Here is a 17,432-nt window from a genome sequence, read left to right as displayed (position 1 = left end):
TGATAAGAGATAAACCCTCTTTGCGTTTTTATTGCTAAAAATGGTAGCTACTTTAAGCAAGGTCCCGGTAGCCTTTTCGTTGAAGTTGCAATAATTCAAATTCTTTCATTGTGCAAAGTTAGTTCTTAAAGCGTTGGAACTTCCATAGAGTCTATTCTTTATTCAGTTCCTTCCAGCTTCTTAGATTATTTAAGGTTATTTTTGGGAGATTGAATTGTGCCAATTTTCGGCCCCCGATTGTCGAGGCCTGTGAACTTGGGGGATCTGCTATCTCTGCCCCTGAATAGCAGGCCGGATACAAAGGCATTAGTTTCAGGAAGTCGAGAATGGACTTGGAGGGGGTTGCAGAGGGATATTGATGCTCTGGCCAAGGGGTTGATCACAATGGGATTACACAAAAGTGATCGGGTCGCAACCCTGATGCCTAACCGGGGTGAAATACTCGTTTTTTATCTCGCATGCTTGAAAGTGGGGCTGGTGGTTGTCCCGCTAAACTACAGGTACACAACTCTGGAGATTGACTACGCTCTTGAAAAGAGTGGCGCAGTTGCGCTAATTATAGGTGCAGAGCGGAGTGAGGATATTCAGGATAGTAAATTTATTGGTAAATTAAAAAAAGGGTTTCTTTACTTTGGTGGTGTGTTCGAAGATACAAGAAGTTATGAAGGTCTAATCAATGCCGGTGGGCAGCCTGCTGAAATTCCTGTATCCAGTATCAGTGATCCTGCATTTTTATTTTTTACATCTGGAAGTACTGGCAAGCCAAAAGCCGTTGTGCACAGCTTGCTATCCTTTGGTTCTATCGTAGCTGGTTTCGTTGCTGCCCTGAAGTTAACTCGGGACGATATCGTTCTGCCTGGAGGTTCAATCGCACATGTCGGGTCGCTTTCAACGGCCCTGGCAGCTCTCTCCGTGGGTGCGAAGACAGTTATTCCACAAAGTTTTGATGGTGAGGAAATTCTGTCGATATTGCGGAGTAGCCGGCCAACTATTTTGGTTATGGTTCCGGCAGTATTTATTGCAATGGAACGCAATCCGGGAGCCAGGCGTGAAGATTTTGAATCTCTTCGAGTGTGCTTCACCGGCGGAGATAAATTTCCAGTAAATATTGCTAAAGAATTTACCAACAAAACCGGCCATATGATCCAGGAAGGATATGGACTGACAGAAGCTCCCGACTGCCTTTTCAATCAATCGCTCTCACCAGATAAAGCTGGATCTGTAGGTACTGTTGCTCCAGGCTACGTTGCTAGCCTGCGCGATGAGAAAGGCCAAGAAGTGGCACCTAATGTTGATGGCAATCTCTGGCTCCGTGGGTCGCCAGTTATGACTGGCTACTGGAAAAACCCCCAGGCAAATAGGGAGGCGTTATCTGATGGTTGGTTTGATACGGGCGATGTTATGCGTGTCGACTCTGATGGTTGTTTTTGGTTTCGCGGTCGAAAGAAGCAAATTATTGTCCACGATGGCTCAAATATATCGCCTCAGGAAGTAGAGGAAGCTCTCATGGAGCATCCGTCTGTAAATCTAGCAGGCGTAATCGGTATTCGTGATGACACGCACGGGGAGAGCGTTTGGGCTTTTATCACCTTGAAAAAAAATGTACCTATGCCAAGTGTCAGTGAAGTTATTCGTTTTGCAAAAAAACGTATTGGATACAAGGCTCCGGAGGTAGTCGAAATTCTGGCGGATATGCCAATTAATCCAACGGGAAAAATTGACAGGGTGGCCTTAAAGAGGCTTGCCGAAGCCCAGTTGGTTCAAGGCAAGGAAAAGTGAATATATTTGGGGTCTAGTGTCACAGGCGAAGGCACCTCCGTATTTGTGCTTCCAGCAAATCAAAATCTCAGATCTGGCTTTTTTGCTCTATAGGATGAATCGAGAAGCCCACCGATATTTTGCCGAGCCGTCCTCTATATACCTGGGTAATGTGACTTAGGGTGAAGCACTGTAACCGCTTCCAGTTGATGAAGGAGATGAGTGCCGTTGGCTGAGCAATGGAATGTGCTACTCTGGCCCGAGTTAAACAACTGTTTTAAATGATGGTTTGAGAGATATGAGCCAGACGGATACTGTCAGCCGCATTCTGGATGCAGCCGAGGCCCTGTTTGCAGAACGTGGTTTTACTGAGACTTCCCTGCGCACAATTACGAGTACTGCAGGGGTTAACCTGGCTGCGGTTAACTATCACTTTGGTTCAAAGAAAGAGTTGATCCAGGCGGTTTTTGAGCGATTCTTGACCCCCTTTACCGAAGACCTTGAGGCCGAGTTAGATCGTCGTATCGCCACCGGCCAAGAGCTGCACGTGGAGGGATTATTAGAGAGCCTCTATCGAGTGGGCCTCGGTGGTTTGAGTGACAGAGGGCTCGATCCACAGCGTTTTATGCGCTTATTGGGGCTGGCCTATACGCAGTTCCAGGGGCACTTACGTCGCTTTATAGTGTCTCGATACGGGGATAGTTATCGCCGTTTTGCAGGCTTGTTGGCTGAGGCCTTACCGGGTGTGGACCCTGTAACCTTTTATTGGCGCCTGTACTTTATGCTGGGGGCTACGATCTTCACCCTGTCGAGTTACGATGCCATAGAAGCTATCCTGAGAGAGGATTTTGGTGCACAGAGCAGCCTGCCGGAGACCCTTGAGCGGTTGGTTCCGGCGGCCTCTGCAATGTTGAAGGTGGAGGCTATCTAGTTTTAAGTGGCTCTTATTGGCTGATAACAGAGGAATAGAATATGTCTGCACCCTTGGGACCGGTCATGGTTGATATTGAGGGATTAGAGCTTACCGATGCGGACTGCGAGCTTCTGCGTCATCCCCTTGTTGGCGGGTTGATTTTCTTCGCACGTAATTACCGGGATCGCGCGCAGCTGCAAGGCTTGATAGCGGATATTAGAGCTGTACGCCCTGAGATTTTAGTAGCTGTTGATCAGGAGGGGGGCAGGGTTCAACGCTTTCGTTGCGAGTTTACCCGTTTGCCATCTATGCAAGTATTGGCAGCGAAGGCCAGCGAGGAGCAGTTGCAGGACGTGGGTTGGCTCTTGGCCACTGAATTGCTGGCGGTAGGGGTGGACTTCAGCTTCGCCCCGGTATTGGATGCTGATGATCAACACAGCCGAGTGATCGGCGACCGCAGCTTTTGTGCAGATCCCAAGCGTTTGGAGCTATTCGCACGTCCATTTATGCGAGGAATGCACGAAGCAGGCATGGCGACAACGGGTAAGCATTTCCCTGGTCATGGCCATGTACTAGAAGATAGCCATGTAGAGCTTCCTGAAGACAAGCGTTCACTGGAGCAGGTAATGGAGTCCGATGCCTTACCTTTTGTGGACTGCATCGCCTCCTCTCAATTGGATGCAATAATGCCAGCACATATTCGTTTCGTGAATATTGACAGTCAGCCGGTCGGATTTTCCCGTTACTGGCTACAAGACATCTTGCGAGGGCGATTGGGTTTTGGCGGTGTTATCTTTAGTGACGACCTGTCGATGGAGGGGGCTGGTGCTGCAGGCGGTTATGGAGGGAGAGTTCGTGCAGCGCTGGAGGCGGGATGTGATATGGGGGTTATTTGTAACAACCGAGACGGCGCCTTGGAGGCGCTGGCCGCCCTGCAGGACTACATACCCCAGGGAGAATCCAGCGAGCGCTTGAAAGCTATGCGTGGCAGGCCCTTGATAACATCCTGGTCGGAACTTGAAAAGAGTGCGCGTTGGCATAGAACCCGTGGCTGGTTGGCGTCGATAATGCATTAAGGGCTCGAAATTTTGATGCCCGCCCAAATTATCTGGGAGTATCAGAAAGATTGTCGAGCTCAGATTTAGATGAGCGGAGGGGGTATTCGTGGAATCCGTAGATAGCATTCTAATGTCTTGGCTCGGTGAGAACCGGGTTTGGATAGTATGGGTTTTCCTTATTGTGCTGGCTTCAGCTTTGGGAGCCTGGGCCTTTGGGCGCTTTGTACAGCGATTAGCGGCAAGAGCCGAGAAGACGGTTAATCCGTGGGATGATGCTCTTGTTGGGGCCATGTCACCACCTGGACCAGTGCTTGTTTGGCTTGTGGGATTGACTGTTGCCGCGCAGCGGGCAGGGCAGGCTACCGGGGCTGAGATTTTCTCTCTGGCTGAACCAATACGGGAGATAGGGCTTATCCTGGTTCTATCCTGGTTTGCCTGGCGATTTTCCCATAGCGCTGAGCACAACCTGTGTAACCCTCGCTATATTGGCAAGCCGATGGATGCCACTACAGTGCGGGCAATCGGAAAATTGGTGCGGGCTTCCATCGCTATCACTGCCGGCATAGTCATCATGCAGTTTCTTGGCTACAGCGTCAGTGGCGTGTTAGCGTTTGGCGGCATTGGTGGGTTGGCAGTGGGTTTTGCAGCCAAGGACCTGTTGGCCAACTTCTTTGGCGGGCTGATGATTTACTTGGATCGCCCATTTGCCGTGGGCGACTGGATACGCTCTCCGGATAAGGAAATTGAGGGTACCGTTGAGGATATTGGCTGGCGCCTGACACGCATCCGCACCTTTGATATGCGCCCTGTGTATGTTCCCAATAGCATCTTCACTCAGATTTCTGTGGAGAACCCCTCGCGAATGCTCAATCGCAGGATCTTTGAGACCATCGGCATCCGTTATGAAGATGCCCATTCAATGGCTTCAATAGTGGCGGATGTTAAAGAAATGTTACAGCAGCATCCTGAAATTGACTCTAATCGAACCCTTATAGTCAATTTCAATAGTTTTGCTGCATCGTCGTTGGATTTCTTTATATATACCTTTACCAGAACAACTGATTGGGTGAGATATCACGAAATCAAACAGGACGTTCTGTTAACTATCCTAAAAATTGTCGAAAAACACGGTGCCTCCTGTGCGTTTCCGACTTCGACTATTCATATTGCCGATATTCCTTCATTAGCCCGTGAGGCCGCGTTAGACAGTTGAGTATAGGGAGTGCAATAAGGTACAAATGATTAGTTTATATATGGTCTCTAAGTGATATTTTGACGGTTAATTACCCATACTGGTAAAAACGTAGTATTTATTTCACATAGAAACCTAGACACTGGCGCTGTTTTATCTAAGAATCAGGGTACGTCCTTTGGGTATCTACCTAAAGGATTAAGCAAGATAGCATTCTGCATGAAGCAGTCTGTTAACAATGGGGTGGCGTTTGCCCCTCTTGCCGAAAGTAGTATTGAGGTAATTGAGGTAGGCGCAATAACAATAATGAGGTTTTCTCAATGAGTGATCGCGTTACAGGTACTGTGAAGTGGTTTAATAACGCACGGGGTTATGGCTTCATCACCTGTGGAGAAGGAACTGAAGACATTTTTGTTCATTATCGCAGCATTCGCGGCGAGGGTTATAAAACCCTTAACGAGGGGCAGGCGGTAGAGTTCGAAATGCAACAAGGTGACAAAGGACTGCTGGCGGAAGATGTTGTTCCCTGTGAGTGATTTACGGATCGCTCGTTGAAAGAACTGTTGTCGTGTAGGGTTGTGCAGATACCTGCTGCCAGCTCTGCCAGCGCCTCTGGAAAAGTGGGCTGAAAGGTCCGCTTTTCTATTCCGTTTCCTTCATTGGATTGGTTCCTTTTTTCCGTAGGTTAAGAGGTTGGCTATTTTGTGACTGTTGATATTGCTACGGTCTAAATGCCCGCCGCCAGTATATTTTGATTCTCGTTTTATTCTCTCGCTTAATCCAATTGAATTAACCTCTCATTAATTTTTAGAATTAATCAATTTGAAACCTGTTTAATGTTATAGGCTTCTTTCCCAATTGTGCCCCAAAATTCTGCGGTTAGTGAAAATGTATTGTCCAATCAAAAGGATGTAAGGAAAGAAAATTGATAATTAAGCGTATGTTGAAAAAAGTGGTTTGTTATAAGAGCTGATTTCTGCATTTAGTTTATAAAAAATTATTCTTTAGTCTTTTTGCATGCAATGTACTTAATTCGAAATTTATTAACTGGCTTTAAATTTGGTTGTATCTTGGGGAGTGTAGATTGGCGAGGTAAAGGATTAAAGTAATACCCCCCATTGTTGTGGGGGATAAGTTGGCTAGCTTAAGGTTTTATTAGTCAGTTTCCAGTATTCGAAATATTATTCTCTACGGTATTGCTTGCTTTTATATCTTCTTCTGTCGGTTTAGCTACGGTGCGGACTTCAATCAGAATACCGAAGGCGGGGTGGTCGATATAGTGTAATTGTCCGCTACGTAAGCGGCGTTCATGTTGCAAGCGGGCAGTGTGAGCGGCATAAATCATATGCTCAGTTTCCAGCTGGGGCTCGCTTAGCGTTACAGGTTCATAGTCTGACAAGGAATTTGGGACATCCTGTAGCGCAACGCTCTTATAGTTTTCTTCAGACTGTGCCCTGCTTTTTATTTCCAGTGGAGCTTCGACGGCGACCCTTGGTCGTTGTGGCAACAATACGCCATCAACGGAAGCTGGGGTGGAAAAATCATTTAGCCAGAGGTCTGTGCTGATGTGGAGATAGCGGGAGACGCTCAGGGTGATCGAGCCTCCCAGTTGGCTGTGGCCTTGGAAGGTGTCGCCGCCGTCGATCAGAATGGCGGGGGAGTTTCGCTTTTGCTTCAATATTTGGCGCCATGCCTTGTGAAACAGAATCCGGTCACCACCTCTTGCAAGGGCAGTAGCCTTGTTGCCCAGTAGGGTTGCTGTGGGCGAGAGGAGTAAACTGGAGTGACTTCCTGACTCTACCTTATCGCCATTGGTTTCCAGCGGCTCAAATCCCAGCGGCTCATCGGTGCTGACTTCTTCCCCGGCCAGCTCTGTTAGAGATACCGCTTCTGGAGAGGGGATCGGTTGTGGGTTTTCCTGGCGGGTCTCGAAGTCCACCCAGTTGGAAGGGTACTCCAGGCGTGGATTTGCTGGCCAGTTTTCACTAGTCTGCGCCATGCCTTGGGGGCGCTCGAAAATGATCATCTCGATTTCGAAAGTGTTCCCTGCATAGTTGGCGGCTTGCGTGCCTGCAGCAGCGAGCGCCAGGGCTAGGGTGGAGCAGAGGCGAGTTATCCTTTTCACGGTCATGGAGTTACCACTTTTCATCTTTCTATGGTCGGTGCCTGGAGGAGCGGCCGAAGCCAGTTTTTGGTGTCGGTAATTTTGGCAGCAGGAATTGCTGGTGTCGATCGATCACCTCACTGGCTGCGAGATATTATCATTGCGCTAGCCGCTCCAAAACTTCATTGATTTCCTGCAGCTTGCGATCTGGACCTTCCTCATCAAGGCTGAAGTTTAGTTGGTTGGCGCCTGCCAATTGATAGCGGCCAGGTTGGGTTTGAACCAGCTTTACCAGGGTGAGAGGGTCTACCTGGGTTGTGTCAGCAAACTCTATTCTGCCGCGGGCGGCAGAGGCTTCCAGCTTGCGAATGCCCATTTTATCCGCCTTCAGTTTGATTTCAGTGGTGCGGAACAGGTGCTTTACCGACTCCGGCAGCAGGCCAAAACGATCTATCATCTCTACTTGCAGCTCCTTGAGTTGTTGGCGATCGACAGCGTTGGCAATGCGCTTGTACATCATCAGGCGGCCGTGCACATCGGGTAGGTAGTCTTCAGGGATGAGTGCCGGCACTCGCAGATTGACATCAACCGCAGGAGACTCCAGAGGTTCATCGATATTGGGTGTGCGCCCCTCGCGAATTGCCTTTACTGCTCGGTCGAGCATCTCCATATACAGGTTGAAGCCTACACTTTGGATCTGCCCGCTCTGTTCTTCGCCAAGTAGCTCACCGGCACCGCGAATTTCCAGATCGTGAGTGGCCAGAGTAAAGCCTGCCCCCAGATCCTGGGCTTCACTGATTGCTTCCAGTCGCTTTACAGCATCGCTGGTCATGGAGCGCTTGTTGGGTGTCAACAGGTAAGCGTAGGCCTGGTGGTGGGAGCGTCCTACTCGGCCGCGCAGCTGATGAAGCTGAGCCAGCCCGAACTTATCTGCGCGCTCAATCAGGATGGTATTGGCGGTGGGGACGTCGATACCGGTCTCAATTATGGTGGTACACACCAGCACGTTAAAGCGTTTGTGGTAGAAGTCACTCATGACCTGTTCCAGCTCGCGCTCGCGCATTTGCCCGTGGCCAATACCGATACGCGCTTCAGGAATCAGCTCTTGCAGTTCCCGGGCAATACGCTCGATGCTCTTGACTTCGTTGTGCAGGAAATATACCTGGCCACCACGCAGAATTTCCCGGAGTATGGCCTCCTTTACCAGGGCGTCATCGCGCTCACGTACAAAGGTCTTTACCGATAGGCGGCGCGCCGGAGGAGTGGCAATCACCGAGAGGTCGCGAATACCGGCCATTGCCATATTTAAAGTGCGAGGAATTGGTGTGGCAGTCAGGTTGAGAATATCGACTTCTGCACGCAAACTCTTGAGGCGTTCTTTCTGGCGTACGCCAAAGCGGTGTTCTTCATCAATAATCAGCAGTCCCAGATTTTTAAAGTCCAGGTCACTCTGTAGCAGCTTATGGGTGCCGACCAGGATGTCCACTTTGCCACTGGCTACTTTTTCTTTCACGCTGTCCACTTCCTTGCCTGATCGGAAGCGTGAGATCACCTCAATATTGATAGGCCAGTCTGCAAATCGGTCCTGGAAAGATTGAAAATGCTGCTGAGCGAGTAGGGTCGTTGGCACCAGCATGGCCACTTGCTTGCCTGCATGAGCGGCGACAAATGCCGCACGCATGGCGACTTCGGTTTTGCCAAAGCCCACGTCGCCACAGACCAGTCGGTCCATGGGTTTCTTCGACAGCATATCGCCAATCACGGATTCAATGGCCTGCTGCTGGTCTGGCGTTTCCTCGAAGGGGAAGGCCGCAGAGAACTCTCGGTAAGCCAGCTTGGGATCGGCAAAGGCATGGCCGACACGTGCCTCCCGGCGAGCGTAAATATCCAGGAGTTCGGCGGCGGCATCGCGCACTTTTTCAGCGGCTTTGCGCTTGGCTTTCTGCCACTGTTCACTGCCCATTTTGTGTAATGGAGCCAGGGCTTCATCAGCGCCAGAGTAGCGGCTGATCAGATGCAGGCTGGCTACGGGCACATAGAGCTTGGCCTCATTGGCATACTCCAAGGTTAGGAATTCAGCGGGTTGGCCGTCGATCTCCAGGTGTTGCAAGCCGCGATAGCGACCCACGCCATGATCAATATGTACTACCGGGGCGCCTATACGCAGTTCCGCCAGGTTTTTAACTGCATTGTCTGCGTCGTCCTTAGCTTTCTTGCGGCGACGCTGCTGTAGTACCCGTTCGCCGAATAGCTGCGGCTCAGCGATTAAATTAATGGAGGGGTCAGTAAGTAGCAGCCCTTGGTCAAGGGGGGCGACGGTGATGCCGATGGCTTCATCGCTGTGCAGGAATGCCTCCCAGCTGGCAAAGGCTGGGGGAGCCAGGCGAATGCCTTTAAGGAGTTCCAGCAATGCCTCACGGCGCCCGCCACTTTCCGCGCAGAAAAGCACCCGCCCAGAGCATTCCATCAGGTAGCTTTCCAGAGCTGCCATGGGTTGTTCAGCTTTACCATCTACGGGTAGGGTCGGCGGTACCAGGGTGGCAAAATTGTAGTTGCCCTGACTATCCGGCAGAGTATCGGTGGAGAAAATGGCTCTTGGCATGGACTTGAGGGCACCGTTGAATTCATCCACATCGAGCAGGATCTGACGGGGTTGTAGTATAGGGCGAGTTAGGTCGCCGCAGCGGCTCTCATAGCGATTGCTGACCTCACGCCAGAAGCTCTCTATTGCTGCTTGGATATCCCCCTGAATGAATGCCTGGCTGTTCTCGGGAAGGTAGTCGAAGAGGTTCGCGCATTTATTATCGAAGAATAGCGGCAGGTAGTATTCAATACCCGCTGGGGCTATGCCCGCGCTGATATCCTGGTAGATAGGTACCAGGCTGGGGTCGGCCTGGAATTGCTCATGCCAGTTCTGCAGGAAGCCGGAAAGTCCGGCTTTGTGCATGGGAAATTCCCGCGCGGGGAGCAGATGAATCGTTTCCACCTTGTCCACAGTGCGCTGGGTTTCTGGGTCAAAAGTACGCAAGGATTCGATTTCATCGTCAAACAAATCGATGCGATAGGGCAGCGGGCTGCCCATGGGAAATATATCCATTAAGGAGCCGCGCACGGCAAATTCACCATGCTCATAAACGGTGTCCACGCAGTGATAGCCCGCCTGCTCCAATAAGCGCCGCTGGATGTCGATATCAAATTGTTGCCCCTCGCTCAGGATCAGGGCGTTGCCGGCAACATAGTCGCATGGGGGTAGGCGGTGCATCAGGGTACTTACCGGCACTATCACAATGCCGCTGCCCATTTTGGGCATTCGATAAAGGGTGGCAAGGCGGTCGGAAATGATGTCCTGGTGGGGTGAGAAAGTATCGTAGGGAAGTATCTCCCAGTCAGGGAAATGAAAGATCTCAAGTGGCTGTTCCGGGCCGTCATCTCGCTGAGGTTTGTTAAAAAATTTCAATTGCACCTCTAATCGGTGCGCCTCAAGGCTATCTCCAGTGATCAGCAGTGTCGGGGATTTGCTGTTGCGAGCTGCGTTTAATACGGCGAGCGCGGCCGCTGCGCCATGCAGCTGCCCCCAGAATTGCCGGTCATTGCTGTTGAGAAACTTTGGTGGAGTCAGGGGCTGTATATCGGTCATCTTTCCTTATATATCCGCGCTTTCATCTGCTGTAGTGCCAGGGGCGGCTATTGTAGCCGTGAAAGGGTCTGGCTGCAGTCTATGTTAACCGTGCCTGTGCTTTGGGTTGCGAACGGCTACGCTTTTTTTGATATTGCACTACATCCGGCAGTGGGCTAGCGAAAAGGTAGTTTTACTACATTTTTTTGACTTTTTTTTGCCCAGTTGCGTAGGCATAGGTGAATACTGATAATGCGCAGCCACATGGCCCTGGTGAGGTATCAGGCCGTGATTTCCTGCCTATTAATATTTTGCAGAGGTGTCTGACAGTGACTCAGAAGCGACCGAAGCCCGCGGACTTTTTCAAGGACTGGAAGCAGCGTGAAGCGCTGGCCGAATCCATGATCCCGATGATCGGAAAGCTCAACCGCGAGCAAAACGTCGGTATTTATATGTACGGCCGCAACCTGGTAAATCGCTCAGTTCTGAGCATTATGAAAGCGCACCGTTTCGTGCGTCAGGTTGAGGAGAATGAACTCTCCGAGTTTGAAACCTTCCCTGTGTTGGAAGCTATCTGCAAATTGGACCTGGGTCCTGTACACATCGACCTGGGAACCCTGACCAATAAATTTATGCGCGACGATCGCAGTCTGTCTGTAGACGATTTTGTGCGTGAGGAACTGGCGGATGCCAGTGGTGCTGGCAAGCCTTTGCCTGAGCCCAAGGATGTAGTGATCTACGGCTTTGGCCGTATCGGTCGCTTGGTTGCTCGTTTGCTGGTTGACAAAGCCGGCAGCGGCGACGTTCTGCGCCTGCGCGCAATCGTGCTGCGTAAGGGCAAGGCCCCGAATGATCTGGTGAAGCGCGCCTCCCTGCTGCGTCGCGATTCCGTACACGGCGCCTTCCAGGGCACTATCCGCGTGGATGAGGAGACTAGCTCCTTGATCTGCAACGGTAATGAGATCAAGGTCATCTATGCCAACTCTCCGCAGGAGGTGGATTACACCGAGCACGGTATTAACGATGCAATCATCGTGGATAGCACCGGTGTATGGCGTGACGAAGATGGCCTGAGTCAGCACCTGGAAAGCCCAGGTGCTTCCAAAGTGATCCTGACCGCTCCGGGTAAAGGCGATATCAAGAATATCGTTTACGGCATCAACAACGGTGACATCAAGCCAGAAGACAAGATCCTTTCCGCAGCATCCTGTACCACTAACGCTATCGTGCCGGTACTGAAGGCTATGATGGACGGCTACGGTGTTGAGCATGGCCACGTGGAAACCGTGCATGCATATACCAATGACCAGAACCTGATCGACAACTACCACAAGGGTGAGCGTCGCGGTCGCGCAGCTGCGTTGAATATGGTTCTGACTGAGACCGGCGCTGCCAAAGCTGTCGCCAAGGCGCTGCCAGAGCTAAAGGGCAAGCTCACTGGTAATGCGATTCGTGTTCCGACCCCGAACGTTTCCATGGCGATCCTCAACCTGAATTTGGGTAAAGAGGCCACCAAGGAAGAGCTGAATGAGTACATGCGTGAAGTGGCTCTGCACTCTCCGCTGCGTCAGCAGATCGACTACACCAATTCTCCGGAAGTAGTGTCCAGCGATTTTGTTGGCTCCCGCCGTGCCTGCGTATTCGATTCCAATGCAACAATCGTTGACGGTAAGAATGCGGTGCTTTACTGCTGGTACGATAATGAGTTCGGTTATAGCTGTCAGGTGGTTCGCTGCCTGGAAGATATGGCCGGCGTTCGTTACGAGTTGTTCCCCAAGAAAGACTGAGGCGTCAGCTGAAAGTCTCCAGGTCGGTCTCAGGGGCCGGCCAGTGGGGTGAGGCGGCTCTCGTAGCCGTCCGCCCGGATCTCTCCAAATCCCTGTTTTTCCAGTAAAAATTTCTCAACTTAGTGTTAGTTAAAGACTTCCCAGGCTGGTAAAGCCTCTGTCCCATCTTTATAATGCGCGCGATTTTGCGGGGCGGCCGTGCGCCGAGAAGTTAGCGCGCACAACCTTTTAGTTAGCTTCCTTCCGCCCGGTCTACGGGTGAAACGGCATAAGCCCTCGCTACATGGAATTCCACAGTATGGCTCGCCAGTCTGGGATCGACTGTTTGTCAGTTTGAACCCGGAACGGTGGGCCGTATTGCAATTTTATAAACTAGAAACTTAGGCATAGGCGTATGAGAAAGATCCGTCGGGGATTGGACTTACCCATATCCGGCGCGCCCGAGCAGGTCATCCACAAAGGGCCTGCGATCAAGACCGTTGCTGTTCTCGGTCCCGATTATCACGGGATGAAACCGACAATGGCGGTGGCTGTAGGGGATCGCGTCAATCTTGGTCAGCTACTGTTCAGTGACAAAAAAACCGAGGGTGTGCGCTACACAGCGCCGGCCGCTGGTCGTATTGTTGCTATTAATCGCGGTGCCCGCCGTGTTCTGCAATCCGTTGTGATTGGCATTGACGGCGATGCAGCAGAACAGTTCCAAAGCTATAGCGCAGATAAACTGTCTGGTCTGACGCGCGAACAGGTCGTTGAGAACCTGGTTGAATCCGGTATGTGGACCGCACTGCGCACCCGCCCATTCAGCCGCGTTCCCGCCCTGGACGCTAAACCGGAAGCGGTGTTTATCAATGCGATGGACACTAATCCTCTGTCTGCCAACCCAGAAGTGGTCATTGCCGAGAACCCCAAAGCCTTCTCTCAGGGCGTTGAGATTCTTTCCAAGCTGGCGGAAACCACTTACGTCTGTACCGCCCCTGATGCAGATATCCCCGTACCGAGCGCTGCGAATATTCGCCGCGAAGCTTTTGCCGGCCCCCATCCGGCAGGTCTGTCAGGTACCCATATCCACTACTTGAACCCGGTTTCCGGTTCTCGCAGTGTATTCACCATTAATTACCAGGATGTGATTGCCGTAGGCAAACTATTTGCCACTGGTAAACTGTTCACCGATCGCGTTGTTTCCCTGGCCGGCCCTCAAGTCAAGCAGCCGCGTCTTCTGCGCACTCGTCTCGGCGCCAGCCTGGAAACTTTGACTTCCGGTGAGTTGAAAGGTGATAACGACCGCGTTATTTCCGGCTCGGTATTTGGCGGTCGTACTGCTGAAGGTCCTTTGGGTTACCTGGGCCGTTACCACAACCAGATTTCTGTTCTGGAAGAGGGCGATGAGCGCCCATTCCTGCACTACCTGCGTGCTGGTAACAAGCGTTTCTCCGTATTCCCGATTTACCTCTCGCGCCTGTTCAAGAACAGGCTGTTCAATTTCACTACCAGTACCAACGGTTCCGAGCGTGCCATGGTACCGGTTGGCACTTATGAGAAGGTCATGCCGCTGGACGTACTTCCGACCCAGCTACTGCGCTCCCTGATCGTGGGTGATACCGCTATGGCCCAGAAACTGGGTGCTCTGGAGTTGGACGAGGAAGATCTGGCGCTGTGCACCTTTGTGTGTCCGGGCAAGTACGAATACGGCCCCATTTTGCGGGACAACCTGACCCGTATTGAGAAGGAGGGGTAAGTATGCTGCGTAAATTCCTCGATTCAATCGAACCAAAATTTCATAAAGGCGGTAAGTTCGAAAAGTTCTACGCCCTGTTTGAAGCGATTGACACCGGTCTGTTTCAGCCGGCAGACAAGACCAAAACTACTGCTCATGTGCGCGACGGTATCGACCTGAAGCGTATTATGATCACGGTTTGGGCTTGTGCGATGATCCCTGCCTTCTATGGTATGTGGAATATCGGCTTCCAGGCCAACACCATTCTCGAAGGTATGACCAATCCGGATCTGTCCGGCTGGCGCCACGCCATTATTGGTGCTTTGACCTCCTACAACCCTGCGAGTCTGTGGGACAACTTTGTCTACGGAGCCATGTACTTCCTGCCGATTTATGCGGTCACCTTTATTGTTGGCGGTATCTGGGAAGTGCTGTTCGCCGCTGTGCGCGGTCACGAGGTGAACGAAGGTTTCTTCGTAACCTCCATTCTGTTTGCCTTAACCTGTCCGCCGGATCTCCCTCTGTGGATGGTGGCCATGGGCATCAGCTTCGGTGTGGTTATTGGCAAGGAAGTATTCGGTGGTACCGGCAAAAACTTCCTCAACCCGGCACTCACCGGTCGCGCGTTCGTATTCTTTGCCTACCCGGCTGCGATGTCCGGCGATGCGGTGTGGACTGCGGTTGACGGCTACACCGGCGCTACCGCGCTGTCTGTCATGGCCAGTGAAGGTATCCAGAACGGTATTGTGAACGCTGCTGTTGGCCAGGTGACCTGGTTCGACGCTTTCTTCGGCAAGATACATGGTTCCATCGGTGAAACTTCTACCCTGGCTATCCTGATTGCCGGAGTAATCCTGATGGGCATGAAGATCGCCAGCTGGCGCATCGTAGCCGGCACTCTGCTGGGCATGATGGCCACTGCGTTTATGTTCAACATGATCGGTTCCGAAACCAACCCAATGTTCCAGGTACCCTGGTACTGGCACCTGGTAGTGGGTGGTTTCGCCTTCGGTCTGATCTTTATGACCACTGACCCTGTATCTGCAGCGATGACCAATATCGGCCGCTGGTGGTACGGCATCCTGATTGGGGTGATGGTTGTCCTGATTCGTGTGGTGAACCCGGCCTTCCCGGAAGGCATGATGCTGGCGATCCTGTTCGCCAACCTGTTCGCTCCGCTGTTTGACCACTTTGTGGTGCAGTCCAATATCAAACGGAGGTTGGCACGTGGCTAATAAAGATTCCGTAACCGGTACTCTGATTGTCGCGCTGGTAATGTGCCTGGTGTGCTCCGTGGTGGTTTCCACTGCGGCGGTAATGCTGAAGCCTGCCCAGCAGGCGAATGCCGAGCTGGACATGAAGCGCAATGTACTGATGGCAGGGGGCCTGCTAAAGGATTCCCACGCTAGCAAAGCTGAGGTTGAGAAGGCCTTCGCGGATATTCAGATCAAATATGTTGACCTGAATACCGGCAAGTTCACCGATCAGGCTCCGGCTGGTGGTAGCGGTCGTGCCGCTTCCAAAATTGCCTCTGCCAGCGAGAAGCTGCCCGCTGATGAGGACACGGCCAAAATTATCCGTCGGGAAAATACTAAAGAGGTATACCTGGTAGAGAAAGACGGCAAGCTGGATAAGATCATTCTGCCTATCCGTGGTTACGGCCTATGGGGCACCCTGTATGGCTTTCTCGCACTCGAGAGCAATCTCGACACCGTAGCAGGCCTCGGCTTCTACGAGCATAAGGAAACTCCCGGACTCGGTGGCGAAGTGGACAATCCCAACTGGAAAGCCCAGTGGATTGGCAAAAAGGTCTTCGATACCGATGGCAACGTTGACATCAACGTGATCAAGGGGCAGGTAAACCCTGACAGCCCAGATGCGATTCACGAAGTAGATGGTTTGTCTGGTGCGACTCTGACCAGTAAGGGTGTTGATAACCTGGTGAACTTCTGGTTGGGTAACCAGGGTTATGGTCCCTTCCTGAAAAACCTGAAAGCAGGGGAGGCATAAGCATGAAAATCAAAGAGACTCTGCTAGAGCCGATTTTTAACAACAACCCGATCGCGCTGCAGATCCTGGGTATCTGTTCTGCACTGGCTGTAACCAGCTCACTGCAGGTTACCCTGGTAATGTGTATCGCTCTGACCTCGGTTGTGGCCTGTTCCAACGTTGCGGTATCTCTGATCCGCAGCCAGATCCCGAACAGCATCCGTATCATTGTACAGATGACCGTGATTGCCTCCCTGGTAATCCTGGTTGATCAGCTGATCAAGGCCCTGGCTTACGACATCTCCAAGCAGCTGTCCGTATTCGTTGGCCTGATCATTACCAACTGTATTGTGATGGGACGTGCGGAAGCCTTCGCTATGAAGAACCCGCCACTGCCCAGCTTTTTTGATGGTCTTGGAAACGGTCTGGGTTATAGCGTAATCCTGATCGGTCTCGCGGTAATCCGTGAACTCTTCGGTGCCGGTAAACTGTTTGGTGTGGATATCCTGACTACCGTGAGCAATGGTGGTTGGTACATCCCTAACGGCCTACTGTTATTGCCGCCGAGTGCATTCTTCCTGATCGGCTTGTTCATTTGGGCAATTCGCGCCTGGAAGCCTGCCCAGGTTGAGCAGGATGAGTTCAAGATTGCGCCTAATTCCCAAGCGCAGGAGGCCTAATCCGTGGAACATTATATTTCTTTGATTATCCGCGCCGTTTTCGTTGAAAACATGGCGTTGGCCTTCTTCCTCGGTATGTGTACCTTCCTGGCGGTATCGAAGAAGATTGAGGCCGCTATTGGCCTGGGTGTTGCGGTTATTGTGGTGCTGACTTTGACAGTACCGGTGAACAACCTGATCTACACCTACCTGCTGAAAGACGGTGCGCTGGCCTGGGCCGGCTACCCCGACGTGGACCTGAGCTTCCTCGGCCTGCTGTCTTACATCGGCGTAATTGCAGCACTGGTTCAGATCCTGGAGATGTTCCTGGATAAATACGTACCGGCGCTCTACAACGCTTTGGGTGTATTCCTGCCGCTGATTACCGTGAACTGCGCCATCATGGGTGCCTCTCTGTTCATGGTTGAACGGGAATATGCGTTTGGTGAGAGTGTTGCCTATGGCTTCGGTGCTGGCCTCGGCTGGGCACTGGCGATTACCGCACTGGCCGGTATTCGTGAAAAGCTGAAGTACAGTGACGTACCGGATGGCCTGAAAGGCCTGGGTATCACCTTCGTAACCGTTGGTCTGATGTCCCTGGGCTTCATGTCCTTCGGCGGCATCGATATCTAAGCGGGGAAA

13 protein-coding genes are annotated in these 17,432 nt (G+C 51.8%); 11 read left to right on the top strand and 2 right to left on the bottom strand.

Annotated elements, in window-relative coordinates:
* Positions 1 to 216: 216 nt before the first annotated feature.
* The 5 genes from ACJJJB_RS09995 (at position 217) to ACJJJB_RS09975 (ending at position 5,457) form a co-directional block, all read left to right on the top strand.
* The gene (locus ACJJJB_RS09995; RefSeq protein WP_445366173.1) at positions 217 to 1,779 is read left to right on the top strand and encodes a class I adenylate-forming enzyme family protein; all 1,563 of its coding nucleotides are present in this window, start codon (positions 217 to 219) and stop codon (positions 1,777 to 1,779) included.
* Between the two features lie 277 nt (positions 1,780 to 2,056).
* Positions 2,057 to 2,689, top strand: coding sequence for a TetR/AcrR family transcriptional regulator (locus ACJJJB_RS09990; protein WP_020413097.1), 633 nt, complete (start codon positions 2,057 to 2,059; stop codon positions 2,687 to 2,689).
* A 41-nt stretch (positions 2,690 to 2,730) separates the two neighbouring features.
* Positions 2,731 to 3,747: a beta-N-acetylhexosaminidase gene (gene nagZ, locus ACJJJB_RS09985; RefSeq protein WP_020413096.1), complete on the top strand. Its 1,017-nt coding sequence runs from the start codon at positions 2,731 to 2,733 to the stop codon at positions 3,745 to 3,747.
* 112 nt (positions 3,748 to 3,859) lie between these two features.
* The gene (locus ACJJJB_RS09980) at positions 3,860 to 4,942 is read left to right on the top strand and encodes a mechanosensitive ion channel family protein (protein ID WP_020413095.1); all 1,083 of its coding nucleotides are present in this window, start codon (positions 3,860 to 3,862) and stop codon (positions 4,940 to 4,942) included.
* A 299-nt stretch (positions 4,943 to 5,241) separates the two neighbouring features.
* Positions 5,242 to 5,457: a cold-shock protein gene (locus ACJJJB_RS09975; protein WP_020413094.1), complete on the top strand. Its 216-nt coding sequence runs from the start codon at positions 5,242 to 5,244 to the stop codon at positions 5,455 to 5,457.
* A gap of 623 nt (positions 5,458 to 6,080) precedes the next feature.
* Here ACJJJB_RS09975 and ACJJJB_RS09970 read toward each other — a convergent pair.
* Both ACJJJB_RS09970 and mfd read right to left on the bottom strand, forming a co-directional pair.
* A complete protein-coding gene (locus ACJJJB_RS09970; RefSeq protein WP_445366172.1) occupies positions 6,081 to 7,052 on the bottom strand; it encodes a CsiV family protein in 972 nt (323 codons plus the stop codon).
* 130 nt (positions 7,053 to 7,182) lie between these two features.
* Positions 7,183 to 10,662 carry a transcription-repair coupling factor gene (gene mfd / locus ACJJJB_RS09965; RefSeq protein ID WP_444946617.1) on the bottom strand — a complete coding sequence of 1,160 codons (3,480 nt, stop codon included), beginning with the start codon at positions 10,660 to 10,662 and terminating at the stop codon, positions 7,183 to 7,185.
* Between the two features lie 302 nt (positions 10,663 to 10,964).
* Between mfd and ACJJJB_RS09960 the strand changes: the two genes are divergently transcribed.
* The 6 genes from ACJJJB_RS09960 (at position 10,965) to nqrE (ending at position 17,423) form a co-directional block, all read left to right on the top strand.
* Positions 10,965 to 12,428, top strand: coding sequence for a glyceraldehyde-3-phosphate dehydrogenase (locus tag ACJJJB_RS09960; RefSeq protein ID WP_445366276.1), 1,464 nt, complete (start codon positions 10,965 to 10,967; stop codon positions 12,426 to 12,428).
* A gap of 394 nt (positions 12,429 to 12,822) precedes the next feature.
* Positions 12,823 to 14,163 carry a Na(+)-translocating NADH-quinone reductase subunit A gene (locus ACJJJB_RS09955; RefSeq protein ID WP_445366171.1) on the top strand — a complete coding sequence of 447 codons (1,341 nt, stop codon included), beginning with the start codon at positions 12,823 to 12,825 and terminating at the stop codon, positions 14,161 to 14,163.
* A 2-nt stretch (positions 14,164 to 14,165) separates the two neighbouring features.
* Positions 14,166 to 15,377 (top strand): NADH:ubiquinone reductase (Na(+)-transporting) subunit B, encoded by a 1,212-nt coding sequence (locus ACJJJB_RS09950; RefSeq protein WP_353376392.1) that lies wholly within the window; start codon positions 14,166 to 14,168, stop codon positions 15,375 to 15,377.
* The gene (locus tag ACJJJB_RS09945; RefSeq protein ID WP_020413088.1) at positions 15,370 to 16,152 is read left to right on the top strand and encodes a Na(+)-translocating NADH-quinone reductase subunit C; all 783 of its coding nucleotides are present in this window, start codon (positions 15,370 to 15,372) and stop codon (positions 16,150 to 16,152) included. The genes ACJJJB_RS09950 and ACJJJB_RS09945 overlap by 8 nt, the downstream gene beginning before the upstream one ends.
* Positions 16,153 to 16,154: 2 nt before the next feature.
* Positions 16,155 to 16,811 (top strand): NADH:ubiquinone reductase (Na(+)-transporting) subunit D, encoded by a 657-nt coding sequence (locus tag ACJJJB_RS09940; protein WP_020413087.1) that lies wholly within the window; start codon positions 16,155 to 16,157, stop codon positions 16,809 to 16,811.
* Between the two features lie 3 nt (positions 16,812 to 16,814).
* Positions 16,815 to 17,423 carry an NADH:ubiquinone reductase (Na(+)-transporting) subunit E gene (gene nqrE, locus ACJJJB_RS09935; RefSeq protein ID WP_020413086.1) on the top strand — a complete coding sequence of 203 codons (609 nt, stop codon included), beginning with the start codon at positions 16,815 to 16,817 and terminating at the stop codon, positions 17,421 to 17,423.
* The last annotated feature ends 9 nt before the right edge of the window (positions 17,424 to 17,432 follow it).

Source organism: Microbulbifer variabilis, assembly GCF_052468405.1.
The sequence above is the reverse complement of the archived record's forward strand: the minus strand, read 5'-3'. Positions and strand labels throughout refer to the sequence as shown.